The sequence below is a fragment of the Zunongwangia sp. L-65 genome, from assembly GCF_056859415.1.
In genome coordinates this window covers 88334-114300 of record NZ_JBSXOK010000076.1, presented here as the reverse complement: position 1 = coordinate 114300, position 25967 = coordinate 88334, and the positions used below count along the sequence as shown (strand labels likewise).

24 protein-coding genes, 1 other RNA gene and 1 pseudogene are annotated in these 25967 nt (G+C 35.3%); 16 read left to right on the top strand and 10 right to left on the bottom strand.

The annotated features are described in order from the left end of the window. Positions 1-50 precede the first annotated feature (50 nt). The 4 genes from AC13DP_RS17820 to AC13DP_RS17805 are packed head-to-tail and all read left to right on the top strand — an operon-like array spanning position 51 to position 3731. Entirely contained in the window at positions 51-800 is a 750-nt protein-coding gene (locus tag AC13DP_RS17820) for an Hpt domain-containing protein (protein WP_347405596.1), read from the top strand. Positions 801-802: 2 nt separating this feature from the next. After that, a complete protein-coding gene (locus tag AC13DP_RS17815; protein ID WP_013071720.1) occupies positions 803-1159 on the top strand; it encodes a response regulator transcription factor in 357 nt (118 codons plus the stop codon). Between the two features lie 58 nt (positions 1160-1217). Then, complete coding sequence (locus AC13DP_RS17810; protein WP_272957498.1) at positions 1218-2303, top strand: HEAT repeat domain-containing protein; 1086 nt, start codon at positions 1218-1220, stop codon at positions 2301-2303. Further along, positions 2304-3731, top strand: coding sequence for a glycosyltransferase family 2 protein (locus tag AC13DP_RS17805; protein ID WP_272957499.1), 1428 nt, complete (start codon positions 2304-2306; stop codon positions 3729-3731). A gap of 471 nt (positions 3732-4202) precedes the next feature. Here AC13DP_RS17805 and AC13DP_RS17800 read toward each other — a convergent pair whose 3' ends face one another. Beyond that, complete coding sequence (locus AC13DP_RS17800) at positions 4203-4904, bottom strand: Crp/Fnr family transcriptional regulator (protein WP_013071723.1); 702 nt, start codon at positions 4902-4904, stop codon at positions 4203-4205. A gap of 128 nt (positions 4905-5032) precedes the next feature. Between AC13DP_RS17800 and AC13DP_RS17795 the strand changes: the two genes are divergently transcribed. The 9 genes from AC13DP_RS17795 to rnpB all read left to right on the top strand — a co-directional run bounded on the left by AC13DP_RS17795 (position 5033) and on the right by rnpB (position 14299). After that, positions 5033-7459, top strand: coding sequence for a heavy metal translocating P-type ATPase (locus tag AC13DP_RS17795; protein ID WP_041578856.1), 2427 nt, complete (start codon positions 5033-5035; stop codon positions 7457-7459). A gap of 54 nt (positions 7460-7513) precedes the next feature. After that, positions 7514-7693: a cbb3-type cytochrome oxidase assembly protein CcoS gene (gene ccoS / locus AC13DP_RS17790; protein WP_272958196.1), complete on the top strand. Its 180-nt coding sequence runs from the start codon at positions 7514-7516 to the stop codon at positions 7691-7693. 15 nt (positions 7694-7708) lie between these two features. Next, positions 7709-9946 (top strand): cytochrome-c oxidase, cbb3-type subunit I, encoded by a 2238-nt coding sequence (gene ccoN, locus AC13DP_RS17785; RefSeq protein ID WP_272958195.1) that lies wholly within the window; start codon positions 7709-7711, stop codon positions 9944-9946. Positions 9947-9982: 36 nt separating this feature from the next. Beyond that, entirely contained in the window at positions 9983-10168 is a 186-nt protein-coding gene (locus AC13DP_RS17780) for a CcoQ/FixQ family Cbb3-type cytochrome c oxidase assembly chaperone (RefSeq protein ID WP_013071727.1), read from the top strand. Continuing rightward, positions 10165-11142 (top strand): cbb3-type cytochrome c oxidase N-terminal domain-containing protein, encoded by a 978-nt coding sequence (locus AC13DP_RS17775; protein WP_013071728.1) that lies wholly within the window; start codon positions 10165-10167, stop codon positions 11140-11142. Before AC13DP_RS17780 ends, AC13DP_RS17775 begins: the two co-directional genes overlap by 4 nt. 65 nt (positions 11143-11207) lie before the next feature. Next, positions 11208-12629 (top strand): cytochrome c oxidase accessory protein CcoG, encoded by a 1422-nt coding sequence (gene ccoG / locus AC13DP_RS17770; RefSeq protein WP_347405594.1) that lies wholly within the window; start codon positions 11208-11210, stop codon positions 12627-12629. Positions 12630-12640: 11 nt separating this feature from the next. Next, the gene (locus AC13DP_RS17765) at positions 12641-13081 is read left to right on the top strand and encodes a FixH family protein (RefSeq protein ID WP_013071730.1); all 441 of its coding nucleotides are present in this window, start codon (positions 12641-12643) and stop codon (positions 13079-13081) included. Between the two features lie 2 nt (positions 13082-13083). Further along, positions 13084-13824, top strand: coding sequence for a sulfite exporter TauE/SafE family protein (locus AC13DP_RS17760; RefSeq protein ID WP_347405593.1), 741 nt, complete (start codon positions 13084-13086; stop codon positions 13822-13824). A 153-nt stretch (positions 13825-13977) separates the two neighbouring features. Next, positions 13978-14299, top strand: an RNA gene (gene rnpB, locus AC13DP_RS17755) — RNase P RNA component class A. Positions 14300-14322: 23 nt separating this feature from the next. On the opposite strand, the pseudogene AC13DP_RS17750 reads toward rnpB, so the two are convergent. The 4 genes and pseudogenes from AC13DP_RS17750 to AC13DP_RS17735 form a co-directional block, all read right to left on the bottom strand. Continuing rightward, positions 14323-15063 (bottom strand): annotated as a pseudogene (locus tag AC13DP_RS17750) (glycoside hydrolase family 16 protein); the annotation flags it as partial. Positions 15064-15118: 55 nt separating this feature from the next. Further along, positions 15119-15670, bottom strand: coding sequence for an RsmD family RNA methyltransferase (locus tag AC13DP_RS17745; protein ID WP_013071733.1), 552 nt, complete (start codon positions 15668-15670; stop codon positions 15119-15121). After that, positions 15671-16483: a DUF3822 family protein gene (locus tag AC13DP_RS17740; protein ID WP_347405592.1), complete on the bottom strand. Its 813-nt coding sequence runs from the start codon at positions 16481-16483 to the stop codon at positions 15671-15673. Further along, positions 16470-17120: a hypothetical protein gene (locus AC13DP_RS17735; protein WP_347405591.1), complete on the bottom strand. Its 651-nt coding sequence runs from the start codon at positions 17118-17120 to the stop codon at positions 16470-16472. The genes AC13DP_RS17740 and AC13DP_RS17735 overlap by 14 nt, the downstream gene beginning before the upstream one ends. A 120-nt stretch (positions 17121-17240) precedes the next feature. Between AC13DP_RS17735 and AC13DP_RS17730 the strand changes: the two genes are divergently transcribed. Both AC13DP_RS17730 and kdsB read left to right on the top strand, forming a co-directional pair. After that, the gene (locus AC13DP_RS17730) at positions 17241-18680 is read left to right on the top strand and encodes an ATP-dependent DNA helicase (protein WP_483068222.1); all 1440 of its coding nucleotides are present in this window, start codon (positions 17241-17243) and stop codon (positions 18678-18680) included. 65 nt (positions 18681-18745) lie between these two features. Further along, the gene (kdsB, locus tag AC13DP_RS17725) at positions 18746-19498 is read left to right on the top strand and encodes a 3-deoxy-manno-octulosonate cytidylyltransferase (RefSeq protein WP_013071737.1); all 753 of its coding nucleotides are present in this window, start codon (positions 18746-18748) and stop codon (positions 19496-19498) included. 102 nt (positions 19499-19600) lie between these two features. On the opposite strand, the gene AC13DP_RS17720 is transcribed toward kdsB, so the two are convergent. The 3 genes from AC13DP_RS17720 to AC13DP_RS17710 are packed head-to-tail and all read right to left on the bottom strand — an operon-like array spanning position 19601 to position 22122. Continuing rightward, positions 19601-20914, bottom strand: a complete 1314-nt coding sequence (locus tag AC13DP_RS17720) for a cryptochrome/photolyase family protein (RefSeq protein ID WP_483068221.1) — start codon at positions 20912-20914, stop codon at positions 19601-19603. Next, a complete protein-coding gene (locus tag AC13DP_RS17715) occupies positions 20915-21613 on the bottom strand; it encodes an SDR family NAD(P)-dependent oxidoreductase (RefSeq protein ID WP_013071739.1) in 699 nt (232 codons plus the stop codon). Between the two features lie 2 nt (positions 21614-21615). Continuing rightward, on the bottom strand, positions 21616-22122 hold the full coding sequence (locus tag AC13DP_RS17710) for an SRPBCC family protein (protein ID WP_272958191.1): 507 nt from the start codon (positions 22120-22122) through the stop codon (positions 21616-21618). A 191-nt stretch (positions 22123-22313) separates the two neighbouring features. Here AC13DP_RS17710 and AC13DP_RS17705 point away from each other — a divergent pair, with 191 nt between their 5' ends. Further along, the gene (locus tag AC13DP_RS17705; protein ID WP_483068220.1) at positions 22314-23153 is read left to right on the top strand and encodes a DUF2911 domain-containing protein; all 840 of its coding nucleotides are present in this window, start codon (positions 22314-22316) and stop codon (positions 23151-23153) included. 78 nt (positions 23154-23231) lie between these two features. Here the strand turns inward: AC13DP_RS17705 and AC13DP_RS17700 are convergent, their stop codons facing one another. Then, positions 23232-24203, bottom strand: a complete 972-nt coding sequence (locus AC13DP_RS17700; RefSeq protein ID WP_483068219.1) for a Gfo/Idh/MocA family protein — start codon at positions 24201-24203, stop codon at positions 23232-23234. Further along, positions 24203-25897, bottom strand: a complete 1695-nt coding sequence (locus AC13DP_RS17695; protein WP_483068218.1) for a sodium:solute symporter family protein — start codon at positions 25895-25897, stop codon at positions 24203-24205. Before AC13DP_RS17695 ends, AC13DP_RS17700 begins: the two co-directional genes overlap by 1 nt. Between the last annotated feature and the right edge of the window lie 70 nt (positions 25898-25967).

Genomic DNA, 25967 nt, shown 5'->3' with positions numbered 1-25967 from the left:
CTATTTTTTCATAGAAGTTTTGCAGGTATTAGCCCTAAGTCGCCTACAAAATGCAGAAGAAATTTAAAGAATTGGCAACCCGTCATGCTATTTTAATCGTACATAAAGATTACGATAAGGTAGCTAAACTTTCTCTTTTTTTAGAAGAGCATGGCTTTCTTTGCCTTTACGCAAAATCTGGTTTGGAAGCATTTAAAAACTTTGAATCAGCAAAGGATGGCATTAAAACATTGATGATGCAAGAGGATAATCTTCCCATAGATGCCTATAAAACCATTGATTATATTAAAACGGAACTGAATCAAACTCCATATTGTGTGATTTTAAAGGAATTTGCAGGAACTGCAACTAATAATGCTCAACAATTAGAGCTTATAGATCGTTCCTTTATTTTAGGAGAAGAGCTTAGTGATTTACTGCGGGATATTGTTCAACAGGAAAAAAACTTTGATAAACAGGGTAGTTGTGTTTATTCTTTGGATTATCTAAAGGAAATATCAGATAACAGTACAGAATTTATAGAAGAATCCCTTCAACTTTTCTCTTCATCTGTTGCAAAAGAAATAGGAGATTTGTATCTTAAAATACAAAATAATAATTACGAAGAGATTCGTAAAATAGCGCATAAGATTAAGCCTTCTTTTGCTATGGTACAAAATCATAAAGGAGTAGAAATTTGTGATCAGATGACCTATAAAGCTAAAGATGGAGAACTTAAAAATATAATAGACGATTTATATGCTGAATTTACTAATATTCAGCATGCTTTAAAAACAGATTACCCCAATCTAAACCTATAAAAATGAAGAAGATTTTAGTGATAGAGGATAACCCAATGGTTATAAAATCTCTTCAATTCAAGCTTACAAAAGATGGCTATGATGTGATTATCGCGCCAGATGGGAGAGAAGCCATGAAGTTATTAAAAGATGCTACCTACGATCTTATTTTAACCGACTTAAATCTGCCTTTTGTAACAGGAAATGAACTTATTGCCTATGTAAAAGAAAATTTACAGGCAATTCCTATTATTGTGTTGTCTACATCCACACAAGAAAGTATCATAATGGATGCTTTTAATATGGGGGTGGAAGATTTTATCACAAAACCATTTAGCCCTAATGAATTATCACTTAGGGTTAAAAGACTGTTATCATAGTTTATTTTAAAGATAGGTTTTTTGTAAGGTAATTGCTCGATGATCCGAAAAGGCATTTATGGCAGTTATTCATTCTATAGATTCGAATTGGTTATTGGGATATCTTCCCGATGATCTTCCTTTTGTGATAAAGACCAATATTCTCATGACCATTATCTTTTTTGGTTTTGCCTTTTTCTTTGTAAGCTTTATTATTTTATTAAGGCTCTATAAAATTTTTAGAAATAGGAAAAAAGAAGAACAGCGTTTACTACTGGAAAATATTTTAAACTCTTATCTATTTGATGAAGACTTTGATAAAGAGAAAGAACTCCAGCGTTTTAAGGATGAGTATTTAAATAAAGCTTTAGAAATTAAGATAGCTATTAAAGAAATATTACTTTTTCATAGTAATATAAAAGGAGAGTCGGCTATACAATTAAGAGAACTTTTTCTTCGTTGGGAATTAGATAAATTCTGTAAAAAACAACTCGAGAATAGTGCATGGTATAGTAAATCCAGAGCCTTATTTAGTTTGTCTGAAATGCTTATAAAAGTTGACCTTGATATTATAAAACCACTTTTAAATCATAAGAAGGATGAGGTTAGACAACAGGCACAATTATACTTTATAAAATTAGCTGAAAATGAGCCCTTGGCATTTTTAGATCATATGGATAAACCTTTAACCTTATGGGAAGAAATTTTTATAGAAGATGCGCTTAAAAATGAATATCATGGTCCTATGCCAGATTACTCTAATTGGCTACACTCTTCACAAAATAGTGTGGTAGATTTTGCCATAAGAATGATTGCAAAATTTAACCAATTTGAGAATATATCAGAACTTTTACCTTTGCTAGAACATTCTTCTGAAGAAGTACGGCGTGAAACTATAAGATCACTATGTGCTTTAGAGCACTTTGAAATTATAGATACACTTATTTCTCAATTTGGAGAGGAAACAAATCTTGTAAAAAAGACTATATTAGATGCTATAGAACATTTGGGTAGCTATAATGATTTGATGATGCTTAAAGATAAGATTCAGGATGATGAATGGGATCTTAAGATAAAATACTATGGTATCGCTCAACGTTTTTTACCAGAAAAAAAACAAAGTATTTATATTCAGTACGAAAAAGAAAAAGCACTTTTGCTGTAAATGAGCATTACCTTCGACGACATCGCAAATATTGCCAGTTGGCTTTTCTTAGTATATGGGATTCTAATTTGTTTGGGCTATTTATTTTCGGCAATCTTTTCTATTTTCGAAATTAGAGACTACAAACGATCCAATAATTACAAAGACGAAATTGCCTTATTACAGGCTTCAGAGTTACCTCCGGTTTCCATACTAGCTCCTGCGTATAACGAAGGTCTTAATATTGTAGAAAATGTAAGATCGCTTTTAACTATAAATTACCCAAGTTTTGAGATTGTGATTATTAATGATGGGAGTAAGGACGATACCATGCAACGCCTTATTGAGGAATATGATCTGGAGAAGCAGGATTATCTATTTCACTATTTTATAAAGACCAAAACTATTCGCGGTGTTTACAAATCTAAAAATACTGCTTTTAAGAACTTGTTGGTAATTGATAAAGAAAATGGAGGGAAGGCCGATGCATTAAATACTGGAATTAATGTTTGCAGTCACGATATTATTTGCTGTATCGACGTAGATTGTATCTTGGAATACGATGCAATGTTGAAGCTTATAAAACCATTTCTAAATGATAGAAAGAAAGTAATTGCCTCTGGAGGAGTAATTCGGGTAGCTAATAGTTGCGTAATTGAAGATGGTAGAATTATAGAAGTGAGATTACCTGAAAAATTTGTCGCCAGGGTACAGGTTATAGAATATTTCAGGGCATTTTTAATGGGAAGAATGGCATGGTCTCGTATAGATGGTTTACTACTTATTTCTGGAGCCTTTGGGATGTTTGACAAGCAAATAGCCATCGAAGCTGGTGGCTATAACCATAATACCGTGGGTGAGGATATGGAACTGTTGGTACGTATGCGTCGAATGATGCGCGAAAAGAACATCCCTTATAAAGTTGGGTTTGTTCCCGATCCTTTATGTTGGACAGAAGTACCGCAAAGTTGGGAGATTTTAAAACGCCAGCGTAACCGGTGGACAAGGGGCACTGCGGAAACACTTTTACTTCATAAAAAAATGATTTTTAATCCTAAATACGGGGTTTTAGGTGTGCTCTCAACACCATTCTGGCTGTTTTTCGAATGGATGGCACCTCTAATTGAATTTTCAGGTACTATTTTCTTTATTTTTCTACTTTGGTTTGGTCTAATTAGTTGGAAATTCTTTCTTACTTTCCTGTTAGTGGTCTATGCGTTTGCAGTTTTATTTTCAATTACTGCTTTATTTTTTGAGGAGTATAGCTTTCAGCAATATAAAAAGCCCAAGTATATTTTCACGCTGATTGGAACAGCCTTTTTAGAACCTATTGTGTATCACCCTTTTGTGATGTGGGCAGCGGTTCGTGGAAACTGGGATTTGATTATAGGAAAAAAAAGCTGGGGAGAAATGACAAGGACAGGATTATCCAAATCAACAAAAAAATAATTTGTTTTCGGTATTACACATTTTTTCAGTATACCGCTTTACTCAATTTTGATTTAGTAAAAAACAAATAGTGATAAATAAAAGTTCGATCTTGCTTTTTACTATTCCATTAATCCTAAAATTCTTAAAATGAATTGATTGCATTTAGGAGAATTTCTTTGAATTAAATATAGGGAGAAGCATATAGATAGGCAAATATCAAATTATTTGTTGATGGTCCTGAATACGAGAAGAACCCCTTGTAAATGGAAATTATACGCAAGTCCTTGGCATAGTAGACAGTAGTGTGCAGATAGAATTGGCTAACGACTAAAAAAGAATACTAAGAATTCTATCTGGTCATCACAGGAGGTAAATTTCTTATAGAAATAAATTATAATTTATAATTTATAATGCTCCAACCTAAATAGCATTCCATAGGCAAAGTTTTGGAACGAACATGGCAGGTATTTTAGGTTTTAGCGATTAAACCTAAAAACCATTAATCATATCCTCAAGTGCTCTTTTATCCAGAATTTTGGTCTTTTTACCTTTAGCTGAAATAAAACCTTCTTTCTTTAGTTCAGCAATTAATCGAATACAGCTTTCAGTTGCGGTACCAACGACATTGGCAAGGTCTTCCCTGGAAAGATTTACCGCTAAAAAACCTTCATCATCGGTACCAAAATTGGTGTCAAGATATAATAAGGCCTCGGCAATTCGTTGTTTTACGTTATGCTGAGACATATTCACTATAAAATTGTCTGATTCCCTAAGATCTGATGCCATGATCTTTAAAAGATTTCTGGTAAATTCAGGATTCTCGTTGATTTTATCAATGATAAGCTGTTTTGGAATATAGCACATCGAAGTATCATTAAGTGCAGTTGCACTAAGATTTGTTTGCTCGTCTGCCACTACAGATCGTTGCCCTAAAATCTCTCCCTTTTTAGCGATTTTTACGATTTGATGTTTTCCGTTTTCGCTAAGTTTAGAAAGTTTAGAGGCGCCGTCACGAACACAAAATACCCCATTTAGTTTTTCCCCTTCTTTAAAAATCTGCTCTCCTTTTTTATAGCTTTTAGTAATCTTGTTATCCGATATAACCTTTAATTCTTCCTTACTAAAAGCCTTTAATGCATTAAACTGTCTTATGATACAACTTTCACATCTTGTTTTTTCAGGGGTTTTCATACTAGAGATTCGGGTTCTTGGTTACAATTTTTGTTTCACAAAGGTAAACATTTAACCCAACTGATATTTATCATATTTTATTTTCTATAAGTAGCGAATCTTTGTATAGCGGTTAAGTTGTGCAAAATATGAAATCATGTTATCACTGTGGCGAAGCTTGTAAAAGCGATGCCCTTATGTACGATCAGAAAGATTTTTGTTGTCATGGATGTAAAACAGTTTACGAAATTTTAAGTAGTAATGATCTCGATTATTATTATGCTCTTGATGAGCGTCCTGGAATTTCTCCTAAAACACAATTAGGAAAATTCGATTTTCTAAATAGCGCAGAGATTGTAGAAAAACTACTTGAATTTAAAAGTGCAGAGGTTTGTATCGTAAATCTGCTTATTCCAGAAATTCATTGTAGTTCGTGTATCTGGGTGTTAGAAAACCTTTCTAAACTTCATCCTGGTATTAAAAACTCACAGGTTAATTTTCCTGAAAAAACATTAAGAATCCATTTTTCCGCAGAAAAAATTACATTTCTGCAGTTGGTAGAGCTACTATGCAAATTAGGTTATGAGCCTTACATTTCACTTTCAGATAGCGATAAAAAAGAACGCAATATCGACCGGAGTTTAATCTATAAACTTGGTGTCGCCGGTTTTGCTTTTGGGAATATTATGTTTTTATCGTTTCCAGAATATTTTGAGGTTAAAGAATTTTGGCTGGATCAATTTAAATATGTGTTTCGCTGGTTGATGTTTGCCTTTAGTTTGCCGGTAGTATTTTATTCAGCAAGCACCTATTTTATTTCAGCATTTAAAGGTCTAAAATCAGGAATCTTAAATATCGATGTTCCCATAGCTTTAGGAATTACCGTGTTGTTTTTAAGAAGTAGTTTTGAAGTCGTTTTCGATTTAGGGACTGGATTTTTTGATAGTCTTTCTGGTTTGGTGTTTTTCTTATTGTTGGGAAGGTTCTTTCAGCAAAAAACCTATTCTTACCTGTCTTTTGAACGGGATTATAAATCCTATTTCCCGATTGGAGTGACAAGAATTAATCATCAAAACACCCAAAATCAAAATGAAGAGCAGGTAGAAGTTTATAAGCTTAGAAAAGGTGATAAGATACTCATTAGAAACAACGAATTAATTCCTGTAGATGCAAGATTAATGGAAGGCGAAGCTTTAATAGATTATAGCTTCGTGACCGGAGAAGCTGTGCCGGTTTCGATCCAAAAAGGCGATAAAATCTATGCAGGTGGTAAGCAAACCGCAGGTTTGCTTCAGGTAGAAGTGCTAAAACCCGTAGAGCAATCCTATTTAACGCAGTTATGGAACAACGAGGTTTTCGATAAAAACTTTAAAGGAAGTTTTCAGGATCTTACCAATAAAATAAGCGGGTATTTTACAAAAGCGATTTTAAGCATATCGATTTTAGCAACTATCGTTTGGTATTTTATTGATCCATCGATGATCCCGCAGGTATTTACGGCAGTTCTTATTATTGCCTGTCCTTGTGCACTGGCTTTAGCGGCTCCCTTCACTTTAGGTAATTTACTTAGGATTTTTGGTCAGCATAAATTCTATTTAAAAGAAGCGAACATTATCGAGAAAATGGCCAATATCGATGCAGTGGTTTTTGATAAAACCGGTACACTTACTTCAACCAAAAAAAATAAAATCACTTACGAGGGGGATTTGCTTACCGAAGAAGAAAAATCATTGTTAAACAGCACGTTAAGAGCTTCTAATCATCCATTAAGTCGATCTCTTTATGAAATTTTAGAGCAAAATGATATCAGAACACTTGATTCTTTTACAGAAGAGGTAGGGAAAGGAATGGAAGCTTTTGCAAATCAAAATTCGATAAAAATAGGGGCTTTTACATATGTCACTAAACTTAATAAATGGAAGCAGGCACAATTAAACCAAACCGCGGTTCATATTAGTACCAATGATCACTACAAAGGCCGATATATTTTAAAAAATGAATATAGGGATAATATTGGCCACTTATTTAAAACCTTAGAGAAAAACAAACAATTGTTTGTACTTTCTGGAGATAATGATGGTGAGCGTAAAAGCCTCGAAAAGTTGTTACCATTAACCACCAAAATGAGCTTTAACCAAAAGCCCCAGGATAAACTGCAGTTTATTAAAAAACTTCAGGAAGAAGGTCGATCTGTAATGATGATTGGGGATGGCTTAAACGATGCAGGAGCATTAAAACAAAGTGATGTTGGCGTAGTAATTTCAGAAAATATTAATGTTTTCTCCCCGGCTTGTGATGCCATTTTAGACGCCTCGGTATTCAGCAAAATAAGTCAGTTTTTTAGCCTTGCCAATAGCGGTCACCGTATTATAAAATTCAGTTTTTTGCTATCGCTTTTCTATAATCTTATAGGGCTTGGATTTGCAGTTACAGGACATCTTTCGCCCATCGTAGCTGCTATTTTAATGCCTCTAAGTTCGATAAGTATTGTGGCTTTTACAACCATAAGTTCCCAGTTTTCAGCAAAAAGAATTATGCGACAAACGTCTAAAAGCCAGAATAAATACAAAACCTGATAAATGTCATTTTATGCCTTCTCGATGGGCAATATTTTTACAAAAAATTAAGAAATGAATATCATCTACGTGTTGCTGAGTATTAGTGTGGTCGTAGCGCTTGTCTTTTTTATCGCCTTTATTATATCGGTAAAAAGAGGTCAATACGACGATACCTACACCCCGTCTGTAAGAATGCTGTTTGAAGATGAAATTATTGATAGTAAAGAAAAATCTAAAATCACCGATAAATAATTTGTTTATAATCTTATGGAAAAAGAGCAGTTTTATTACGACAACAAGATCGTAAGGAAATTTATCAATGCCACTGTATTTTGGGGTATTGTGGGAATGAGTGTAGGGCTTCTACTTGCTTTTATGTTTTTGTTTCCTAATCTAACCGATGGGATTTCATGGCTTAGTTTTGGGCGTTTAAGACCCTTGCATACCAATGCCGTGATTTTTGCCTTCGTAGGAAACGCAATTTTTGCTGGAGTGTATTATTCTACTCAGCGTCTTTTAAAAGCAAGAATGTGGAGTGATGCACTTAGTAACTTTAACTTTTGGGGCTGGCAGGCGATCATAGTTGCAGCAGCCATAACCTTACCTTTAGGCTATACCACATCTAAAGAATATGCTGAACTTGAATGGCCAATTGATATTAGTATCGCCTTAGTTTGGGTAGCTTTTGGAGCCAACCTAATCGGAACTATCTTAAAACGTAGACAGCGGCATTTGTATGTAGCGATTTGGTTTTATCTGGCCACTTTTGTAACCGTAGCCGTTTTGCATATTGTTAACAGTATAGAATTGCCGGTAAGTGCTTTAAAAAGTTACTCGGTTTATGCCGGGGTACAGGATGCTTTGGTACAGTGGTGGTACGGGCATAATGCCGTTGCCTTTTTCCTAACGACGCCGTTTCTTGGATTAATGTATTATTTTGTTCCGAAAGCGGCTAACAGACCAGTCTATTCTTACCGATTATCTATTGTTCACTTTTGGTCACTGATTTTTATTTATATCTGGGCTGGGCCGCACCACCTATTATATTCTGCATTACCAGATTGGGCACAAAATTTAGGGGTAGCTTTTTCTGTAATGTTAATTGCTCCATCATGGGGAGGAATGATAAATGGTTTATTAACCCTTCGTGGCGCCTGGGATAAGGTAAGAACAGATCCTGTTCTTAAATTTATGGTAGTGGCTATTACCGGTTATGGTATGGCTACTTTCGAAGGACCAATGCTTTCTCTTAAAAACGTAAATGCGATTGCACACTTTAGTGACTGGATTATTGCACACGTGCATGTGGGAGCTTTAGCATGGAATGGTTTCTTAACCTTTGGTATGATCTACTGGTTGGTACCAAGGTTATTTAAGACTAAACTATGGTCTGTAAAATTAGCAAATGCTCATTTTTGGATTGGAACTCTTGGTATTATAATGTACGCGCTACCAATGTATGTAGCTGGATTTGTACAGGCTTCTATGTGGAAACAATTTAATCCTGATGGTACATTAACTTATGGTAACTTCTTAGAAACACTTACTGAAATTATCCCAATGTACTGGATGAGAGCGATTGGTGGTAGTTTGTATATCGTAGGGGCTTTTATTGCACTTTATAATGTATATAGAACTGCAAAACAAGGGAGTAAAGTTACAGATGAGTTGGCAGAAGCTGCCCCGCTTGCTAAGATTACCAGTAAGAGAACTTCAAAAGAAGGCTATCATACCTGGTTAGAACGAAGACCGGTAAAACTAACCATTTTTGCAACTATCGCAATTTTGATTGGTGGTATGGTTCAGATTATTCCTTCTTTGATGGTAGACGAATATGTTCCGGTAATTTCAAGTGTAAAACCATATACCCCGCTAGAACTAGAAGGTCGTGATTTATATATACGTGAGGGCTGTGTTGGATGTCACTCCCAAATGATTCGTCCTTTCCGTAGTGAAGTAGAGCGTTATGGTGAATACTCTAAATCTGGAGAATATGTGTATGACCATCCATTTTTATGGGGTAGTAAACGTACTGGTCCCGATTTATTCAGGGTTGGCGGTAAATACTCGGATAACTGGCATTTAAATCACCTTTACGATCCACAAAGTACTTCTTCGGGTTCTATTATGCCATCTTATAAATGGTTGCTAAATAGAGAATTAGACAAGTCGTCTACCGAAGATAAAATGGAAGCTATGGTAAGTCTGGGTGTACCTTATACTCAGGCCGAGATCGACAGAGCGCAACAGTGGATGACCGAGCAGGGAACACAAATTGAGAAAAACCTTTATAGTGATCCAGATTTTGCCAAAACCTACGAAGCAGATAAGATTTATGCTAAGGAAAATGGTGAAGAATTTGTAGAAATGCGTAATCGAGAGATTGTTGCTTTAATCGCTTACCTACAACGCTTAGGTACAGATATTAAGGTGAAGAATGTAGATGAAGCTCAGGAAGCCGATATCCTTGGGGAATCGAGAGGTGGCTTAGGAGTTATCCAATAATGTTCAGCTAAAGTTATAAATAAAATAAACTAAATCATGCTAAAATTTATAAAAGGAAATCTGGAAAGTATCGATGGGGTAGCGGTTTACCCCATGATCTCTCTGCTGATATTCTTCATTTTTTTCGTAGCTCTTTTTGGATGGGTAATCACAGCAAAGAAAGAGCATATAAAACAAGTGAGTAACATTCCTCTAGAGGATGATAATCAGGAGATATTATGAGAAATACGGCATCATATTTAAGAGTTATCACAATTACTGTTCTGGCATTTGTTTTTCTGGAACTTACTATAGAATCTTCAGAAGAATGGGCGTTTATGGAATATCCTATCATCTGGGCCGTTCTGGGGATCTTACTTGTTTTTGGAATCGCAATGGAAGTTGTTTTGGCTAGTATTACTTCGGTTTTATTCAGAAGTTTAACTCCAGAAGCTCAGGAACGTTACCTTCAGCAACAATCATTAAGAAAAAAGAACCGATTTGCTAAGCTAAAAGCTTTCTGGAAAAAAATGAACGATAGCAAACCTGTTGAAGAAGAAGAAGAAATTATTCTTGATCACAATTATGATGGTATTCAGGAGTTGGATAATAACCTTCCGCCATGGTGGATATATGGTTTTTACGCAACTATGGTATTTGCTGCGGTGTATCTGGTAAGACATCACATTTTTAATGCTCCAGATCAAAAAGAAGAATATATCGCAGAGGTCGCATCTGCAAAAAAAGCGATCGAAGAATATAAAAAGACAGCCAAAGATTTAATAGATGTAAACACAGTAGAACTGTTAACTGGAGAGGAAGACATCAAAGCAGGTTCCGCTATTTTTGCAGGTAATTGTGTTGCATGTCATAAGGAAGATGCCGGTGGTGGTATTGGCCCAAATTTAACCGATGACTACTGGATACTGGGTGGTGGTATTAAAAATGTTTTCAATACTATTTCTGAAGGGGGGCGTCCTGGAAAGGGAATGGTATCCTGGAAAACAGATTTAAAACCGGGGGAAATCGCTCAGGTAGCCAGTTACGTCCTTAGCTTGCATGGTACCACACCGGCAGATCCTAAAGAACCCCAGGGCGATCTTTACGTAGATGAAAATGCTCCTATAAAGGAAGCAGATGTTGAAGTTTCAGCTGATTCAACTTCTATCGAAGTAATGATGGAAGATCAAGCGGTAGAGAAGGAATTTGAAAAATAAACAAATCCAGAGTCGAGCTTCTAAAGTCGACTCTGGTTAATCACTCACATTAGTGAGAATATGTTATGAGCACGATCCCCGAAAATAATTTTAGAGATTCTATTGGAACTATAAACCAGGAAGGTAAAAGGGCGTGGATATTTCCTAAAAAGCCTTCTGGTAAATTTTACAAATATCGAAAGCTGGTAAGTTATCTACTGCTGGCTATATTATTTGCTGCTCCATTTATAAAAATTAACGGCAACCAGTTTCTGTTATTCAACGTATTAGAGCGTCGTTTCAATTTTTTTGGATATCCTTTCTGGCCACAGGATTTTTATCTGGTGGTGATCATGATGATTATAGGGGTAGTCTTCGTGATTTTATTTACTGTGGCCTTTGGAAGGATATTTTGTGGTTGGATTTGCCCGCAAACCATTTTTATGGAAATGGTTTTTCGCCGAATCGAATATTGGATAGAGGGTGATCGCGGTAAACAACTACGTTTGGCAAAACAATCCTGGGATGCCGAAAAGATTAGGAAAAAAGGCCTAAAATGGATTATTTTCTTCATCATTTCGTTTTTAATAGCAAACATCTTTCTGGCTTATATCATTAGTAGTGATCAGCTTTTGGAATACATCACTGAAGGACCTGCAGAAAACATAAGTACTTTTATTTCTCTGTTAATTTTCACGGGGGTTTTCTACTTTATTTTTACATGGTTTAGAGAACAGGTTTGCATCATTGCCTGTCCTTATGGTAGGCTTCAGGGAGTATTGCTAGATAACCGATCGATTATTGTAGCCTACGATCATAAACGTGGAGAAAAAGAAAAGGGAAGAGCTAAGTTCAGAAAAAATGAAGATCGTCAGGCTACCGGGAAAGGTGATTGTATCGACTGTTTACAGTGCGTACAGGTTTGCCCAACGGGGATTGATATTAGAAACGGAACACAACTGGAATGTGTAAATTGTACAGCATGCATCGATGCTTGCGATTCGATGATGGAGGCGGTAAACCTTCCTAAAGGTCTTATTCGTTATGCAAGTGAAGAGAATATTGAGAAGAAAGCCAAATTCAAATTTACACCCAGGTTAAAAGGCTACACTACGGTTTTAGTGATTTTAATAGGCGTTTTAACAGGGATGTTATTTCTAAGAAATGATGTTGAAGCCAGGATTTTACGCTTACCGGGACAACTCTACGAGCATCAGCAGGATAACAGGATCAGCAATGTATTTACCTTTAAACTGGTGAATAAAACTACCGAAGATATCGAAAATGTTCAGTTAAAATTAATCTCTCATAAAGGTGAAGTACGATTGGTAAAAAGTGATAGCCTTATTGTACCAAAACAGGGATTTGCTGAAGGAACTTTATTTATCGAGATCCCGGCGGCTTCTTTAAAAGGAGAGAAAGAAAAACTAAAAATAGGGGTATACAGTAATAACAAATTAATAGAAACTACCACAACCAATTTCCTTGGTCCACGTAGTTATCGATAAAATATAGTATTATGAAATTTAATTGGGGAACCGGACTCGCAATTGGCATGTTTTGCTTTATTGGATTTATCATGTTTATGGTGATAAAAATGAGTACCGACGATAAATACGAATACGATCTTGTAGTTGAAGATTACTACGGAAAAGAATTGCGCTTTCAGCAGGAAATAGATGCAGAAAAGAATTTGAAGCTTTTTTCCGAAGAAATTACAGGAAAGAAAACAACAGAAGGTTATGAACTTAGTTTTCCTAAAACCGAAGGTGAAATAAAAGGAACAGTAAACTTATATCGACCTTCCAATAAGAAACTTGATTTTATTATTCCGTTAGAATTATCAGAAGATAAAATTGTCATTCCTGAAGCACAATTAATCGATGGACGCTGGGATATTTCCGTAGAAATGACCTACCAGGGAAAAGACATTTTATTTAAAAAATCCATTACGTATTAGATATGCTTATCAGCGGGTTTATATTCGGACTTTTAGGTAGTTTTCATTGTATTGGGATGTGCGGTCCCATAGCCTTTCTATTACCTTTAAGCAGGGATAAAAAGCCCTTGATGTTCCTTCAATTATTCCTCTATAATTTTGGACGGATCTTATCGTATGCCATAATCGGATTATTATTTGGTTTGCTTGGAAAAGGATTAAACCTATTTGCGGCACAACAAAAACTGTCGATAGCCGTAGGAGTTTTGATGATTTTGACTGCTGTTTTTTCATTCAGAAGTATGAAATTTAATAAAATGGCAACTCCTTTTTTTAGCATGATTAGTAGGTTAAAATCCAAAATAGGAGCAGGTTTAAAGAAAAAATCTCCAGATACTTTTCTCTCTATAGGCATGCTAAATGGCTTTTTACCATGCGGACTCGTTTATATGGCAATGCTTGGTGCCATTGCTGAGGCAAATGCTGGTTTTGGGGCTTTATATATGGTATTTTTTGGTTTAGGTACCATTCCGCTCATGACAGCAGTAGTGTTTCTAAGCAATACACTTTCAAGCGGTTTAAAAACCAGAGAAAGAATACGAAAACTAATACCAGTATTTATTGTTTTAACGGGTTTTTTATTTATTTTGCGTGGTTCAGGCCTTAATATTCCTTATCTCTCTCCGGCAATGGCCAAAGGCAAAGTAAATGCCAAAATCGAATGCCATGAACCAGTAAAAGTTTCGTTTGAGAAAAGCACTTAAGAAGTAGACAGCGGGCTATTTGAAAATTTACTAATGAACTGATATTTCAAGAACCTTTAACTTTCAACCTTTCAACCTTTCAATCTTTCAATCTTTCAAACTTTAAAGTTAATAACTCACTAAACATTCAACTTAAATAAATACATTTGCAGCCAAGCAGGTCGGCCCTATCGCTAAGTTCATATTTGTGGCTTAGAGGAAAGTCCGGACACCATAGAGCAGCATAGTGGGTAACGCCCACCGGTCGTGAGGCCAGGACAAGTGCAACAGAAAGAATGTACAGGTAATGCTGTAGTGAAATCAGGTAAACTCTATGCGGTGCAATGCCATGTAAACCAACATTATCAAATTGCTCGTTTGTCGTTGGAGGGTAGGCAGCTAAAGGACTTTGGTAACAAAGTTCTAAGATAAATGACAAGGGCATCCTGATGAATTTCAGGGTGAACAGAATCCGGCTTACAGACCTGCTTTTTTATATATTCTTACATAATCGATCACATATTCCTGCGGGAAAATAGAATCATCGATCTCACCTGCCCATTTACCGCCAAGTGCAAAATTAAGAATTAAGAAAAAAGGTTTTTTAAAAGGATTATTCTCGGTATCGGCTTCATCTATTTTAAAGGTGTAATATACATGATTATCAAAGGAGAACTCAATTTTTTCTGAATCCCAGTTCATTCCATAAATATGAAAAGCCTTGGTAGGAGAGGTCTCTAGCTCTAACTGGCCACCTTCACTTTTAATATTAGCACTTTTTCCTCTTGGATAGTGAACGGTAGCATGGATAGTATAGGGATCTTTACCTACAAATTCCAAGATATCAATTTCACCACTATAAGGCCATTCAATATCATGAAAGTTTGAACCTAACATCCAAATGGCCGGCCATACGCCTTTTCCCTGGGGAAGTTTAGCGCGGACTTCAATTTTACCAAAATTTAGATCAAATTTTTTATGCGTGTGTAAACTAGCGGAAGTATAGTAAGCCTTTTTTGTATTATACCGATAGTTTTGAATATCGGGATCGAATTTACGGTTTCGATATTCTTCTTTTCTGGCAATAATTTTCAGCACATTATCTTTAACAATGGCGTTCTTTTTTCGTTTGGTATAATACTGTTCCTCAAGATTACGAATAAAGCCCGTTTCGTGTGTCCATTTCTCTTTATCGGGCTTGCCTCGATAATCAAACTCGTCGTTCCAAATTAGTTCGTATTCCTGTGCATTTATTGCCATAGGTGAGAAAGCTAAAATTGTAAGGAAAGAATATCGAATATTAGTTTTGGAAAATTTAATTTTCCTCAACATTCTCGTAAAAAAATGAAAAAACAGAACCTCCATAGCCTCGTTTCTCAACAAAATTTGGGCCACTGGATAAATCGGTATGTTTTCCGGATTCTATAATAAGCATTCCACCTTCCTTAAGCAGATTATTTGTAAAAACTAATTCAGCTATTTTTAAAAAATCCTCGGTAGAAAAATCATAAGGTGGATCGGCAAATATGATATCTGCCGCTATGGGAGCTTTTTCCAAATATTTGAAAACATCACTTTTTATGGCGATGATTGCATAATTTAGTTCGGCTGCCGTTTTCTTTATGAATTTTATACATTCAAAATTGCCATCTATTGCCGTAATTTTTTCAGCACCACGTGACGCAAATTCATAGGAGATATTACCTGTTCCAGAGAATAGGTCTAAAACTTGTAAAGCACTAAAATGATAGTGGTTGTTTAAAATATTAAACAAACCTTCTTTTGCCATATCAGTGGTTGGTCTTACGGGTAATTTTTTAGGGGCGATAATTCTTTTTCCCTTGTTACTTCCTGAAATAATGCGCATTTAAAACGTGTTTAAAAGTATGTATTCTTCAGATTTATTAATATTCCATCCTTCTTCAATTTCATGTTCTGTTTCTGAAGATAAGAAATAGATATTTCGAATATAATCCTGAAGCAATTTATAGATATCGTCTTCTTTATGAATGTCTCCACTTAAGTGAAGTTTAAATTTTTTAGGATCTAAATCTAATTGCTCTGCAACAAAAAGCAGGTAATATAAATAATCTTCTTTACTCGAATAAGTAAAGCTGTTGCATAACAATAGCCTGCCATCTTCTATGATAAACAAATCTAGCCGTTTATGGGTATTATGCGCATAAACTTTAATTCCTTTATGATCATCAAAAGAAAGAAACCTGTATAATAATACTGATAGATGGTGAACATATTCAAATTCACCATATTTTTCAAAAAAGTAGTTGATGATATTGGTGTAAGGAATATATACATTTACCATTTCCTTATTCTCAATTTCGTCTACTGCCACAAAATCGGTTTTAAGGATTTTCGTATTGAATTTTAAATAAGATGCAGCCGCATCTTCTTTAAACCATTTTTTAGGAACCAACGTAAAAAGGCTATTACAAAAGCATAATTTTACTTCGTTGACTGCTGTTTTAAGCCGTGGTTGTGTATTATACTCTTCTTCGATTTTCTGAAGAAGGTTTACCGGGTCCAGTTCTTTTTCAAATGATTTTTTGTGATAATAAACAATAGTATTGTTTGTTGTATTTAAGATACAAAAAGAAAGTCCATTCAGGCTAACCTGAATGGACAGTTTAAAAAAAGTATTTTCTTGATTATTGGTCACCATAGGTTTGTGGCCAATTTCCTGTAGTTTTAATTTCCTCCATAGAACCTACACTAATGTAGCGACCATTAACTTCCTCTACAGATTGCGCTTCGTTCTCCTGAAGAATCAATTGTTTGTCCTGATCGTATAGGATTACGCTTTTTGCAACTTTTGCTTCAAAAACAGGAATTTTGCTATCTCCTTTTTTGATGTTACCAGCTTCTAATTCGATTTTAGCATCTGTTCCTTTAATTGGTACATTGATCATATTGGTGTAACGATCACGATTCCCTTTGAACAATGAATCTTTTACCGGTACGAACCCTAAGGTGTCGATAAGAACTTTTTCGATATATTCGTCTACACCGTAGTTCTTTTTGTATTCTTCATCCAATACTGTAGTATCTCTACGTTGGGTAATAGCAAATTCAGCAGTATCGATAAATTGTACAAGTTTATTAAAATCACCTTCAAAATTACCAACAATCTCCTTATGAGCAAGCTCGGCTGCTCTTATGTCTTTAAGGTTTTCAATTACTTTAGGGTAACGTTGTTCTTTAACCTTGTTAAATTGAATTGGTCGGTATACGGCATCAAAAGTTAACCAAGCCAGGAAAGCTATAACCGCCCACAATAGTAATTGAATTACAAGTCTCATGCTTCTAAGAAATTAATTTAAGTTATTAGAGTTATATGACAAATCTACAATTTTTTTTTATTCGTAAAAGTTTCTTGCCTAAAAATCCATCATTATCTTTGGTTTTTTGAAGATTCAGCTATGGAAAAACCGAATGTTTCAGCATTCTATAAAATTTTGATTCAGGATTTGGGTTTTGAACCCCGTGAAAAACAGGATATTGCCTTGCAGCAACTTGCGAAATTTGCTGTAGAAGGTACAAACGATGATCTTTTTTTGCTTAAAGGTTTTGCCGGTACAGGAAAAACAACAATTATCAGCTCATTTGTTAAAAACTTATGGAAAATTAAGAAATCAGGTGTATTAATGGCCCCAACAGGGCGTGCTGCCAAAGTAATTGCTAATTATTCTAAAAGAGAAGCTTTTACCATTCATAAGAAAATTTATTTTCCGAAGAAGTCGGGGGGAAGCGGAATTCAATTTGTTTTACAGCCCAATAAGCATAAAAATACAATTTTTATAGTAGATGAGGCCTCGATGATCGTAGATCACCCGGGAGATTCTAAAAATTTTGATAACGGCTCTTTGCTAGATGATCTAATGGAATTTGTTTACAGCGGGCATAAATGTCAGTTGATTTTTATAGGAGACACCGCACAGCTTCCACCGGTAAAAATGGATATGAGTCCGGCACTGGATCAGGATAAATTACGAACCGGATTTTTTAAGGAGGTTGGACATATAGAGTTGGATGAAGTAGTGCGGCAGAGTGAAGAAAGCGATATTCTGCACAACGCAACTTTAATTAGGGAAGCTATAAGAGAGGAATTTTATGAGAGTTTTAAATTTGAACTGGGACCTAAAGCAGATGTAGTACGACTGGTAGATGGGTATGAAATTATGGAAGCTATTCAGGACGCTTATCATTCTTTAGGCAACGAGGAAACCAGTATTATCGTTAGGTCTAATAAAAGAGCTAATCAATACAATCAGCAAATAAGATCACGGATTTTATTTCAGGAAGAAGAAATTTCAGCAGGGGATTATCTCATGGTGGTGAAAAATAATTATTTCTGGGTGAAACCCTCTTCAGAGGCCGGTTTTATTGCGAATGGGGATATCGTAAAAGTTTTAGAGATTTTTGCAATAAAAGAACTTTACGGATTCCGTTTTGCAGAAGTTTCTGTCCAAATGGTGGATTATCCAAAAATGAGTCCTTTTGAGACGGTAGTGATGTTAGATACCTTAACAAGCAATTCACCTTCGCTTACTTTTGAAGAGTCTAATCTTCTTTATCAGGAAGTGATGAAGGATTATGAAGACGAAACAGCCAAGTATAAGAAATTTTTGAAAGTTAAAAACAACAAATATTTTAATGCATTACAGGTAAAATTCTCTTATGCTATCACCTGTCATAAAAGTCAGGGTGGACAGTGGAATACGGTTTTTATAGAACAACCTTATTTACCAAATGGTGTTGGTAAAGAATATCTTCGATGGTTGTATACAGCGGTAACAAGGGCTACAGATAAATTATATCTTATAGGATTTAAGGATGATTTTTTTGTTATACAGGATTAACTAAATTTAAACAGCCTGGCAGGGTATAAAAGCTTATTTTAGAAAAAAACTAATCAATATTTTTGATGAAAGAAAAACTTAAGATTGTCGCGATGATTCCGGCCAGATACGAAGCTTCCCGTTTTCCTGGGAAATTGATGCAGGATTTGAATGGAAAACCGGTAATTCAGCGAACCTATGAAGCCGCTAATAATACCGGACTTTTCGACCAGGTTTATATTGTGACCGATAGTGATAAAATTTTTCAGGCCGCAACTGAATTTGGCGGAAAAGTGATACGAAGTAAAGAAGAACATGATTGCGGAAGTGATCGTCTTGCCGAGGCCGTTCATGATATGGATGTAGATATTGTGGTTAATGTACAGGGAGACGAGCCATTTATAGATAAACCAAGTTTAGAGCGGCTACTAAATGTTTTTCAGGATGATGATGCTTCAAGTATCGATCTGGCTTCGTTAAAAGTGGCTATACAGGATAGCGAAGAAATTACTAATCCTAATAATGTAAAGGTAATTACAGATAATAATGATTATGCCTTATATTTTTCCAGATTCCCGTTGCCTTATCCAAGAAATACAGACATTAAGGTGATTTATTATAAGCATATTGGGATTTATGCTTTTAGAAAACAGGCCCTTTTGGATTTTTATAATTTGCCGATGCTTCAACTGGAAAGTGCTGAAAAAATTGAGTGTATTCGATATTTGGAATACGGTAAAAATATCAAAATGGTAGAAACCGAGATGCAAACTATTGGGATCGATACTCCTGAGGATTTGGAACGTGCAAAGAAATACCTACAATCTTCTGAAATGTAAATTGAAATCAAAAAATATAGAATTCAATACTCAACTAAAACGGCCGGTATTTTAAAATACCGGCCGTTTTCATCTAGCAATACAGAATCTACTAACTAACAATTAACCATTGCTTACTGCTTCTTTATAGGTTGAAAGTGCACGTTCTCTTGCTTCTTTGTGATCTACCATTTTATCAGGATAATCATCGCTGCCAAATTCTTCAACCCATTCTTTTATATATTTTTTGTCTTTATCGAATTTATCTATTTGAGTAGTTGGATTAAATATCCTAAAATAAGGAACGGCATCTACGCCACTTCCAGCAACCCACTGCCAGTTTCCTACATTCGAAGACATTTCGTAATCCAGTAATTTTTCAGCAAAATAAGCTTCTCCCCAGCGCCAATCGATTAGGAGGTGTTTGCATAAAAAACTTCCTACTAACATTCTAACCCTATTATGCATAAAACCAGATTTATTTAACTGGCGCATACCGGCATCAACAAGAGGGAAGCCTGTTTTACCGTTTTTCCATTTTTCAAACTCCTCTTTATTATTACGCCATTGTATATTATCGTATTTCTTTTTAAAAGCATCAGTTACTGTAGAAGGATTATGATATAAAACCTGCATAAAAAATTCGCGCCAAACCAGTTCCTGTAAAAAGGTTTTATTTTTTTCGTTATTCGCCTTCTTTACCATTTTCCTAACACTTACCGTCCCAAACCTAAGATGTGGTCCTAAACGACTGGTGCCTTCTTTGGAAGGTATATTTCTGGTATCCTCGTAGCGCTGAATAAGACTTGGTGTGGTATCAAAATCAGGTACTTTTAAAGATGATTTTTTAAAACCAATATCGCTTAAACTTAAGTTTGGTAACCTGGTATTTTGGACGAGATTATCTAGAAATTGACTGGTATAATGAATCTTTAGATCACTATTTTTAAAATGCTCCATCCAGGTTTTCATGTATGGTGTATAAACCACATAAGGATCACCATCACCTTTTACGACTTCATCTTTTTCAAAGATAACCTGGTCTTTAAAAGTCTCAAATTCAACATTATTTTCGTCTAACAATTTCTGAATTTTTTCATCACGATCTTTAGCGTAAGGCTCATAATCTCGATTGGTAAATACTTTACCAAGTTTGTAATTCTCTAAGAGTTCTTTAAAAACTTCTTCAGGTTTACCATGATACATGCCGATAGAAGAATGATGATTTTCCTGAAGTTCATTTCTCATATCCTGAAGGGTTTCAAAAATAAAAGTTACCCGAGCATCATCCTCTGGTAAATTATCTAAAATTTCAGGATCAAAAATAAAGATAGGCATTACAGGATGCTCTCCTTTTAATGAAGCTAAAAAACCTACATTATCATCTAATCTTAAATCCCTTCGAAACCAAAAGATATTTACTTTGTCTCTATTCATTTATGAAATATTTAGTGTTGAAAGCCCTCCATCTACACCAAGAATTTGTCCTGTAATCCAACTACTTTCTTCACTTAATAAAAATGCGGTCATATTTGCAATATCAGCGGTAGTTCCTACTCTTTTTAATGGGTGCCGTTGATCCATTTTTTCTTTTTTCTTATCATTATTTAAAAGTTTTTCTGCAAGCGGAGTATCGGTTAGCGATGGGGATACCACGTTAACTCTTAAGCTAGGAGCATATTCTGCGGCCAAAGATTTGGCAAAACCTTCAATAGCACCTTTGGCAGCAGCTACACTTGTGTGAAATGGCATCCCTACTTTAACGGCAACACTACTAAAAAACACTAGACTTGCCTGATTAGATTCTTTTAATTTGGGCATTAATCCATTTACTACCTTAATCAAACCAAAGAAATTAAGTTGCATTTCCTGTTCAAAATCTTTTGGTTTTAGCATTTTAAAAGGTTTCAGATTGATGCTTCCCGGGCAGTAAACCAGTCCGTCTAATTGTTCAGGTAGATCAAGAGAAGAAATATCATTCTTTAATACGTCAAATTCTAAATGAGTCACCTCTAGATTATCATGATCAACTTTGTTTCTTGAAGCGATATAAATATTATGGTTCTTGTATAGTTTTTTAGCGATTTCTAATCCTATACCGGTAGAACCACCAATGAGTAAAATATTCTTTTTCATATTTAGTTTAGTATATCTTGTTTTAGCGTAGCTTCAGTATTTTCTTCAGATGCTTTATACTCACCAAAGAGCTCTACAAGCTTTTTTTTGCGATATTCAAAGATTTCATTTAATTTCGGTTTTACCATGAATGGGTGTACCAGATTACCCAATTTTCCCATGGGTAGCTTATAATCTACAATATCTTCCATTTCTACTCCGCCTTCAATCTCTTTAATAAAATGCTTATGGTGCCATAAGGAGTAAGGACCAAAGCGTTGTTCATCTACGAAATATTCTCCATCTTTAACATGAGTAATTTCAGTTACCCATTTTGTTTTTATACCGGCAATTGGTGTTACGATATACTGAATAATCTGACCTTCGAACATGGGACGATCTCCACCAGATGTGATATCAAAACCCATATAATCTGGAGTAATGATTTTTAGGTTTTTAGGATCAGATAAAAAATCCCATGCCTGTTTTTTAGAAATAGGAAGTTTTTGGAAGGTATGAATCTGGTACATTTCTTAGCAATTTAATATTTTAATAAAATTACAATTAGAAATGTTTAATGAAAAATAATATTAGTTAAACAAAGTTTAAATCGTTATATTTTATAGTAAATATTAATATTAAGGCAATCATTAAATATTATTTTTTGAATTTAATTAAAAAGGAATATTTATATATTTAACAAAACAAATCGTATGCAATCATGAAAAAACTACTACAACTATTTATTCTTTTTTTAGGGGCGTCAGTATCTGCACAAATACAAGCTCCACAACCAAGCCCTTCTGCTAAAGTAGAGCAGATGGTAGGTTTAACGACAGTAACATTAGATTATTCCAGACCTGCTATGCGAGGCAGAACGATTTTTGGAGACCTTGTGCCTTACGGAGAAATTTGGAGAACCGGGGCCAATGAGAATACAGTGATTAGTTTTTCTGATGATGTAGAAATACAGGGACAAACTTTAAAAGCGGGCAAATACGCGATCTATACGATCCCAAATAAAGATAGTTGGGAGGTGATTTTTTATAAATCTACCAATAACTGGGGAAATCCTCAAAATTGGGATGACAGTATGGTTGCTTTAAAAGCAAAAGCAGAGGTGGTTAAATTGCCTATGGAAATGCAAAGCTTCACTATTCTTATCGATGAACTTACAAATGATGGCGCTACTCTAAATTTCTTATGGGAAAATACGGTAGCTTTTTTATCTTTTTCAGTTCCAACAGATAAGAAAACAATGGCAAGTATCGATAGCGTAATGAATGGTCCCGGAGCTGGAGACTATTATGCGGCAGCGGCCTATTACCATGATGCCGGAAAAGATTTAAATAAAGCATGGGATTGGATCAATAAGGCAACTGAAGCTAATCCAAATGCTTACTGGATGCTAAGAAAAAAATCCTTGATCGCTGCTGATTTAGGTAAAAAAGACGAGGCAATTGAAGCTGCTAAAAAGTCTTTGGCTGCTGCTAAAAAAGCGGGTAACCAGGATTATGTGAAAATGAATGAAGATTCTTTAAAAGAATGGGGAGCAAAATAATTGGTCTTTAAAAAGATTTCTAATATTAAAAAAGCTGTTCTATTGAACAGCTTTTTCTTTTTTATAACGTTAATCTTATCAATACTCCAAACCAATTTTTTCCCGAACCTTATCCAGCATTTCTATAAGTTCTAAACTTTTGTCAAAACTCATTTCAGTACTTTCTTTTTTACCTTCCAATAGCATTTGGCCTACATGTTCGGCTTCAAAATTATATCCATTAGCTTTTACTCCAAATTCTTTAGTGAAGCTATCATTTTCAGTAGTGATCACCACCGAGCTTGGTTGATGAAATCGTGGTTTTATATAAATTTCGGCCTTTTCTAATTTTATGGTGGCAGCAACATCAGTATGTTCATCTACAAAACTGTAAAGCTCTGCTTTTACGTTTTCAGGATAAAAAAATGTAGCGTGACACCTGGCATCTACCTCGGTTTTGGTCATTTTAGCGGTTGCTTCTATTTTTTCTGGTTTACCCAGAAAGCTCAAGGCTGCAAAAATTGGATAGATACCAATATCCAGTAAACTCCCGCCACCTAAAGCTTTATTGTAGATCCTGCTGTTGGCATTAAAAGGAGCATCAAAACCAAAATCGGCTTCCATCGCTAAAACTTTTCCGTATTTGCCAGATTTTATAACTTCCTTAGTATATTTAAAATGCGGCAGAAAATGCGTCCACATGGCTTCCATTAAAAATGTATCCTGTTTTTGTGCAAAATCGATCATTTCCTTTACCTGATCTTTATTCATGGCAAAAGGCTTTTCACATAAAACAGGCTTTTTATGTTTTAGGCAAAGTAAGGTATGCTCATAGTGAAATACGTGAGGAGTGGCAATGTAAACAGCATCTACCTTATGATCATTTAACATTTCAGTATAACTGCCATAGGCTTTATCGGCTCCCATTTCTACAGAAAAATCTTTAGCTTTTTCTAAAGACCGGCTTGCAGCCGCATACAAATTGGCATTGGGAACATAGGATAAACCTAACGCAAATTTTTTAGCAATTTTGCCTGGTCCTAAGATTCCCCAGTTTATTATTTTACTCATTATGATGCATTTTTAGGTTGGGTTGTTGTTTGGATAAATAATGCAATACTCATCACTAAAAGGCAGCCAAGAACGTTTAACCATAAGTACGGTAAAATATCTAAAAAATAAACCAAGATTACAATTAATTGGGTGATTATGGCTGCAATAAAAACGGCATTACTTTTAACGAATCTTATAAAAAATGCCAGTAAAAATATGCCCAGTACATTACCATAAAATATCGAACCTATAATATTTACAAGCTGAATAAGGTTATCAAAAAGATCGGCTACACTGGCAAAAATGATGGCTAAAACACCCCACATAAAGGTAAACCATTTTGAAGCATTTAAATAATGTTCTTCACTTTTCTCTTCTTTCAGATTTCTTCGATAAATATCAATCGTGGTCGTGGATGCCAGCGCATTTAGTTCTGAAGCGGTAGAAGACATCGCGGCACACAAAATAACTGCGAGTAAAAGGCCAATAGCTCCCCGTGGTAAATTATTTAGGATAAAATGAATAAATACGTAGTCTTTATCATTACTCTCTGCGTTGGTTTTTGCCGCATCTATAAACATCTTTGCTTTTTCCCGATTTTCGAATTCCTGAGTGTTTAAAGCGGAAAGCTGGGTCTTAAATTGCTGATTTTCGGTTTCAGAAATCTGATCGATTTTCTGGGCGTAATCTAAAGTAAGTTTTTGTTTTTGTTTCTGAAGCTCGCGATGGGTCACCATTAAATCCTCGTACTGCCCGGCATAATCTGAGTTTAAAACCGCTTCGGTTGCTGCTGGATTAAAATTAAGTGGTGTGCTGTTAAACTGATAGAATACAAAAACCATGACGCCCACTAATAATATAAAAAATTGTAAAGGTACTTTTAGAAATCCGTTAAATACCATACCTAACTGACTTTCCCTTACGCTTCTACCAGAGAGATAACGCTGTACCTGGCTTTGGTCGGTTCCAAAGTATGAAAGCGATAGGAAGGTTCCTCCTATAATACCACTCCAAAACGTATATCGGTTATTAAAGTCGAAAGAAAAATCCAACACATCCATTTTTCCTTCGCTTCCGGCAATTTCCAGTGCTTTGGTAAATGTGATATTTTCCGGGAGGTAATATAAAATGATAAAAAATGTTGCGATCATTCCGGTTAGAATTACCGCCATTTGCTGTTTATGAGTTACACTCACCGCTTTAGTACCACCAGAAACGGTATAAATAATTACCAATATCCCGATTAGTAATGTAAGCGTGGTAAGATCCCATCCCAAAACAGCAGAAAGGATGATAGCAGGTGCAAATATAGTTAGTCCGGCGGCCAACCCACGCTGGATCAAAAACAATAAAGCGGTTAGCACTCTTGTTTTCTGGTCGAATCTGGTTTCTAAATATTCGTAAGCGGTATAAACTTTTAATCGGTGATAAATAGGAATAAAAACGATACAGATAATGACAATAGCGATAGGCAGTCCAAAATAAAACTGCACAAAGCCCATCCCATCGTTAAATGCCTGTCCCGGGGTAGATAAAAAAGTGATCGCACTGGCCTGAGTAGCCATCACTGATAGACCAATCGTCCACCATTGGGCATCGTTACCACCCTTTATAAAGTCCTGAACGTTCTTACTACCACGAGATTTGTAAACGCCATACCAAACAATCGAACTTATGGTAACTATTAAAATTATCCAGTCAATTAATTGCATGTTACGCGAAGGATTTCATTATAATATAAAAGGCAATAATATAGATGGCGTTGGCGACCAGCACAGCTGT

Bases quoted from the DNA above. Each gene is read 5' to 3' on its own strand.
- AC13DP_RS17710 (WP_272958191.1), bottom strand. From the start codon at position 22,122: ATGTACCAGATTCATACCTTCCAAAAACTTCCTATTTCTAAAAAACAG.
- AC13DP_RS17760 (WP_347405593.1), top strand. From the start codon at position 13,084: ATGCTTATCAGCGGGTTTATATTCGGACTTTTAGGTAGTTTTCATTGT.
- AC13DP_RS17705 (WP_483068220.1), top strand. From the start codon at position 22,314: ATGAAAAAACTACTACAACTATTTATTCTTTTTTTAGGGGCGTCAGTA.
- AC13DP_RS17780 (WP_013071727.1), top strand. From the start codon at position 9,983: ATGCTAAAATTTATAAAAGGAAATCTGGAAAGTATCGATGGGGTAGCG.
- AC13DP_RS17720 (WP_483068221.1), bottom strand. From the start codon at position 20,914: ATGAATAGAGACAAAGTAAATATCTTTTGGTTTCGAAGGGATTTAAGA.
- AC13DP_RS17795 (WP_041578856.1), top strand. From the start codon at position 5,033: ATGAAATCATGTTATCACTGTGGCGAAGCTTGTAAAAGCGATGCCCTT.
- AC13DP_RS17700 (WP_483068219.1), bottom strand. From the start codon at position 24,203: ATGAGTAAAATAATAAACTGGGGAATCTTAGGACCAGGCAAAATTGCT.
- AC13DP_RS17715 (WP_013071739.1), bottom strand. From the start codon at position 21,613: ATGAAAAAGAATATTTTACTCATTGGTGGTTCTACCGGTATAGGATTA.
- AC13DP_RS17810 (WP_272957498.1), top strand. From the start codon at position 1,218: ATGGCAGTTATTCATTCTATAGATTCGAATTGGTTATTGGGATATCTT.
- AC13DP_RS17740 (WP_347405592.1), bottom strand. From the start codon at position 16,483: ATGGTGACCAATAATCAAGAAAATACTTTTTTTAAACTGTCCATTCAG.
- AC13DP_RS17695 (WP_483068218.1), bottom strand. From the start codon at position 25,897: ATGCAATTAATTGACTGGATAATTTTAATAGTTACCATAAGTTCGATT.
- AC13DP_RS17805 (WP_272957499.1), top strand. From the start codon at position 2,304: ATGAGCATTACCTTCGACGACATCGCAAATATTGCCAGTTGGCTTTTC.
- kdsB (WP_013071737.1), top strand. From the start codon at position 18,746: ATGAAAGAAAAACTTAAGATTGTCGCGATGATTCCGGCCAGATACGAA.
- AC13DP_RS17730 (WP_483068222.1), top strand. From the start codon at position 17,241: ATGGAAAAACCGAATGTTTCAGCATTCTATAAAATTTTGATTCAGGAT.
- AC13DP_RS17745 (WP_013071733.1), bottom strand. From the start codon at position 15,670: ATGCGCATTATTTCAGGAAGTAACAAGGGAAAAAGAATTATCGCCCCT.
- ccoN (WP_272958195.1), top strand. From the start codon at position 7,709: ATGGAAAAAGAGCAGTTTTATTACGACAACAAGATCGTAAGGAAATTT.
- AC13DP_RS17820 (WP_347405596.1), top strand. From the start codon at position 51: ATGCAGAAGAAATTTAAAGAATTGGCAACCCGTCATGCTATTTTAATC.
- AC13DP_RS17765 (WP_013071730.1), top strand. From the start codon at position 12,641: ATGAAATTTAATTGGGGAACCGGACTCGCAATTGGCATGTTTTGCTTT.
- ccoG (WP_347405594.1), top strand. From the start codon at position 11,208: ATGAGCACGATCCCCGAAAATAATTTTAGAGATTCTATTGGAACTATA.
- AC13DP_RS17775 (WP_013071728.1), top strand. From the start codon at position 10,165: ATGAGAAATACGGCATCATATTTAAGAGTTATCACAATTACTGTTCTG.
- ccoS (WP_272958196.1), top strand. From the start codon at position 7,514: ATGAATATCATCTACGTGTTGCTGAGTATTAGTGTGGTCGTAGCGCTT.
- AC13DP_RS17735 (WP_347405591.1), bottom strand. From the start codon at position 17,120: ATGAGACTTGTAATTCAATTACTATTGTGGGCGGTTATAGCTTTCCTG.
- AC13DP_RS17800 (WP_013071723.1), bottom strand. From the start codon at position 4,904: ATGAAAACCCCTGAAAAAACAAGATGTGAAAGTTGTATCATAAGACAG.
- AC13DP_RS17815 (WP_013071720.1), top strand. From the start codon at position 803: ATGAAGAAGATTTTAGTGATAGAGGATAACCCAATGGTTATAAAATCT.